At 69.1% G+C, this 4,161-nt stretch carries 4 protein-coding genes and 1 pseudogene; 4 read left to right on the top strand and 1 reads right to left on the bottom strand.

The window, feature by feature from the left end; genetic code table 11:
• Positions 1 to 149: 149 nt before the first annotated feature.
• Positions 150 to 320, bottom strand: a complete 171-nt coding sequence (locus tag GA0115259_RS40520; RefSeq protein WP_176732628.1) for a hypothetical protein — start codon at positions 318 to 320, stop codon at positions 150 to 152.
• A gap of 79 nt (positions 321 to 399) precedes the next feature.
• On the opposite strand from GA0115259_RS40520, the gene GA0115259_RS23495 reads away from it, so the two are divergent.
• The 4 genes and pseudogenes from GA0115259_RS23495 to recX all read left to right on the top strand — a co-directional run.
• Entirely contained in the window at positions 400 to 594 is a 195-nt protein-coding gene (locus GA0115259_RS23495; RefSeq protein ID WP_093600701.1) for a DUF3046 domain-containing protein, read from the top strand.
• Between the two features lie 311 nt (positions 595 to 905).
• Positions 906 to 2,084 (top strand): AI-2E family transporter, encoded by a 1,179-nt coding sequence (locus tag GA0115259_RS23500; protein ID WP_093600707.1) that lies wholly within the window; start codon positions 906 to 908, stop codon positions 2,082 to 2,084.
• A gap of 259 nt (positions 2,085 to 2,343) precedes the next feature.
• The gene (recA, locus tag GA0115259_RS23505; RefSeq protein WP_093600704.1) at positions 2,344 to 3,483 is read left to right on the top strand and encodes a recombinase RecA; all 1,140 of its coding nucleotides are present in this window, start codon (positions 2,344 to 2,346) and stop codon (positions 3,481 to 3,483) included.
• Positions 3,402 to 4,073, top strand: a pseudogene (recX, locus tag GA0115259_RS23510) (recombination regulator RecX); the annotation flags it as partial. The gene recA and the pseudogene recX, both read left to right, overlap by 82 nt.
• Positions 4,074 to 4,161: the final 88 nt, after the last annotated feature.

A 4,161-nucleotide genomic window follows, 5' to 3' on the forward strand; every position in this document is an offset into this window, starting at 1 on the left:
CCTTGCGATGCTCCCCCGTAGCCTGAACGGCACGGGAGGCACCCCCTCCATCTGACGCCGTGCGCTGACCCACCAGCGATTACGGGACAGCCCTTAGCGCCCGTCGAGCGGTCGGCCGTGAGCGCGCAGGGTCCGCGGCGCCTCGATGGTCACGATCGGCCGCCACTCCAGCGCGGTCCCCGGCGCCCTGGCGAGAAGTCGGTGGCGCGGAAGAGCCGGGCGTGCCACACCTCGTTCCGGTGCAGCAGCCCCACCACCGGTCCGGTCGCGAGCAGATCGCGGGCGAGAGGTGACGCGGTCGTTGCCGCTGTGCCAGCCATGCTCCGACCGTCGGGCGGAAAGTGCCGGAGGCAACGGAGACCGGCCCCGCGGCACTCTCAGGGACGCGATACTGGTGCCATGCGGTTGACGATTTTCTGGGAGCGGATGGCGGACTACTTCGGCGCCGCCTACGCCGACTCCTTCGCCCGTGACCATGTGATGGCCGAACTGGGCGGCCGTACGGTGCATGAGGCGCTCGACGCGGGCTGGGAGGCGAAGGATGTCTGGCGGGCGGTCTGCGCCGCCATGGGCGTTCCGCCGGAGAAGCGGTGACGGGCACGCCGGTGGCCGGAGAGGGCCGCGACCAGGGACCGGATGCCTCGGCGGTGGGCGACACTGGCCCGGTGGCACCGACTGACGAGACCGACGAAACCGCACCGGACGTGGCGGGCGGGCGATCGCCCGGCGCTCCGCCGATTCCCTCACCGAGCGCTCCTGTGGACGCGTCGGCGCCGCAGCCTGCCTCGGCCGCCGAGGCGGGTGCTGGTGCCGATGCCGGATCGGGAAGCCGGAGTACGGGAAGCGGGAGCAGCGGCGGAGGGAACAGCGCGGAGGCGGGCGGCAGGACCGGCGGTCAGGTCGCCATGCCACGCTGGCTGCCACGCGCCATGATCCTCGCGCTGGCGCTCGTCGCGTGCTTCCAGCTCGGAAGCTGGGCGTTCCATCAGCTCATCGGACTGCTGATCAATGTGCTGATCGCCTTCTTCCTCGCGCTGGCGGTCGAGCCCGCGGTGAGCCGGATGGCGGCGCGTGGAATGCGGCGTGGACTCGCCACATTCCTGGTCTTCTTCGCGGTGCTGGTCGTGTGCGTCGGCTTTGTGGTGATGCTCGGCTCGATCCTGGCGAGCCAGATCATCGACATGGTCGAATCCTTTCCGCAGTATCTCGACTCGGTGATCAACTGGCTGAACGGGACCTTCCGTACGGAGCTGTCCCGGGTAGCCGTCCAGGACAGCCTGCTGCACTCCGACTGGCTCCAGAAGTACGTGGAGAACAGCGCGACCGGCGTCCTCGACATCTCCACCACCTTGCTGGGCGGGCTGTTCCGGCTGCTCACGATCTTCCTGTTCTCGTTCTACTTCGCGGCCGACGGGCCCCGGCTGCGGCGCGCGCTCTGCTCCGTACTCCCGCCCGCCAAGCAGGCGGAGGTGCTGCGCGCCTGGGAGATCGCGGTCGACAAGACCGGCGGTTATCTCTACTCCCGCGGACTGATGGCGCTGATCTCCGGAGTCGCGCACTACATCGTGCTGGAGATCCTGGGCGTGCCGTACGCACCGGCGCTCGCGATCTGGGTAGGGCTGGTCTCCCAGTTCATTCCGACCATCGGTACGTATCTGGCGGGCGCTCTGCCGATGCTGATCGCCTTCACCACCGATCCCTGGTACGCGCTCTGGGTGCTCGGATTCGTGGTGATCTACCAGCAGTTCGAGAACTACATGCTCCAGCCGAAGCTCACGGCCAGGACCGTCGACATCCATCCCGCGGTGGCCTTCGGCTCGGTCGTCGCCGGTACGGCGCTGCTGGGCGCGGTCGGCGCGCTGATCGCGATCCCGGCGGTCGCCACGTTGCAGGCGTTCCTCGGCGCGTATGTGAAGCGGTACGACGTGATGGACGACGCGCGGGTGCGGGGCGGCAGGCCGCGCCCCGGACGGTCGGTCCTGCGGCAGCTACGGCGCGTGCTGCGGGCCGACGACGGTCCGGAGCCTGTCCGGGCGGCCCAGGCGGTGGCCGACGGGCCCCGGCAGGACGACCGGCAGCCGTAGCCGACACGGGCCTCGCGTATGGGCTCGCGCAGAGTTCCTACGCATGGCCCGTCTTCGGCATGCCATGGGAAACGCTTGACACTAAAATCGAACATCCATTCTTATAGGGGTCCGGTCGGCCGTGCGGATCGCGCGCGGACACCGATGGAGTTTCAGCGGAGTTGTCCACAGGCCGGGAGGACGTCGGGACGCGTTGTCAGTGGCAGGGGATAGCGTCATCGACGTGAAGCGATCGACACAAGCAAATCGGGTGGAACCCATGGCAGGAACCGACCGCGAGAAGGCGCTCGACGCCGCGCTCGCACAGATTGAACGGCAATTCGGCAAGGGCGCGGTGATGCGCCTCGGCGAGCGGCCGAACGAGCCGATCGAGGTCATCCCCACCGGATCGACCGCGCTGGACGTCGCCCTGGGCGTCGGCGGCCTGCCGCGCGGACGCGTGGTGGAGGTGTACGGTCCCGAGTCCTCCGGCAAGACGACCCTGACCTTGCACGCCGTGGCCAACGCGCAGCGCGCGGGCGGCGCGGTGGCCTTCGTGGACGCCGAGCACGCCCTCGATCCCGAGTACGCGAAGAAGCTCGGCGTCGACATCGACAATCTCATCCTGTCCCAGCCGGACAACGGCGAGCAGGCGCTCGAAATCGTGGACATGCTGGTGCGCTCCGGAGCACTCGACCTCATCGTCATCGACTCCGTCGCCGCCCTGGTGCCGCGCGCGGAGATCGAGGGCGAGATGGGCGACTCGCACGTGGGTCTCCAGGCGCGGCTGATGAGCCAGGCGCTCCGGAAGATCACCAGCGCACTCAACCAGTCGAAGACCACCGCGATCTTCATCAACCAGCTCCGCGAGAAGATCGGTGTGATGTTCGGCTCGCCGGAGACCACGACCGGTGGCCGGGCGCTGAAGTTCTATGCCTCGGTGCGTCTCGACATCCGTCGGATCGAGACGCTGAAGGACGGCACGGACGCCGTCGGCAACCGCACCCGGGTCAAGGTCGTCAAGAACAAGGTCGCGCCGCCCTTCAAGCAGGCCGAGTTCGACATCCTCTACGGCCATGGCATCAGCCGCGAGGGCGGTCTGATCGACATGGGCGTGGAGCACGGCTTCGTACGGAAGGCCGGCGCCTGGTACACGTACGAGGGCGATCAGCTCGGCCAGGGCAAGGAGAACGCCCGTAACTTCCTCAAGGACAATCCCGATCTCGCCAATGAGATCGAGAAGAAGATCCTGGAGAAGCTCGGGATCGGTGTCAGGCCGGAGACGAAGGCCGAGCCCGCCGCGGACGCGGCCGGTGCTGCTCCGGCTCCGGCCCCGGCCGAGGACCCGGCGAAGTCGGCGCCCGCCACCGCTCCCGCCTCCAAGGCCAAGTCGGCCAAGGCGGCAGCGGCCAAGAGCTGATCCGTACCGTGCCTGGTGAGAAGAGGCGGCGAGCGGAAGGACCGGGCGACAGCTTCGACTCGTCGAGGGCCGAGCAGGAGCTGTCGCCCCAGGATCCGGTGGAGCGGGCGCGGGTGATCTGTCTGCGCCTGCTCACCGGGACTCCGCGCACCCGTAAGCAACTGGCCGACGCGCTGGAGAAGCGAGACATCCCCGAGGATGCCGCCGAGGAGGTGCTCTCCCGCTTCGAGGACGTGGGACTGATCGACGACGCGGCGTTCGCGGACGCCTGGGTGGAGTCACGGCACCACGGCAGAGGACTCGCCAGACGGGCCCTCGCGCGCGAGCTGCGTACGAAGGGAGTGGACGCCGCTCTGATCGAGGAGGCGGTCGGGCAACTGGACGCGGATCAGGAGGAGGCGACGGCCCGCGAGCTGGTCGCCCGCAAGCTCCGGGCGACCAGCGGTCTGGAGCGCGACCGGCGGCTGCGCCGGCTCGCGGGGATGCTGGCCCGCAAGGGATATGCGGAGGGCATGGCGTTGCGGGTGGTCAGACAGGCGCTGGAGGAGGAGGGCGAGGACACCGAGGGACTGGACGAGAGCCTCTGCTGAGGCCGCGGACCTTCCCTGAACCGGCAGGCGTGCCCGAACTCACCTTTCCCGCCGAGCCGTTGACACGCGGCAGCGATCGGCTCCGGTA

It is taken from the genome of Streptomyces sp. MnatMP-M17, assembly GCF_900091995.1.
In the GTDB taxonomy this organism is placed as follows: domain Bacteria; phylum Actinomycetota; class Actinomycetes; order Streptomycetales; family Streptomycetaceae; genus Streptomyces.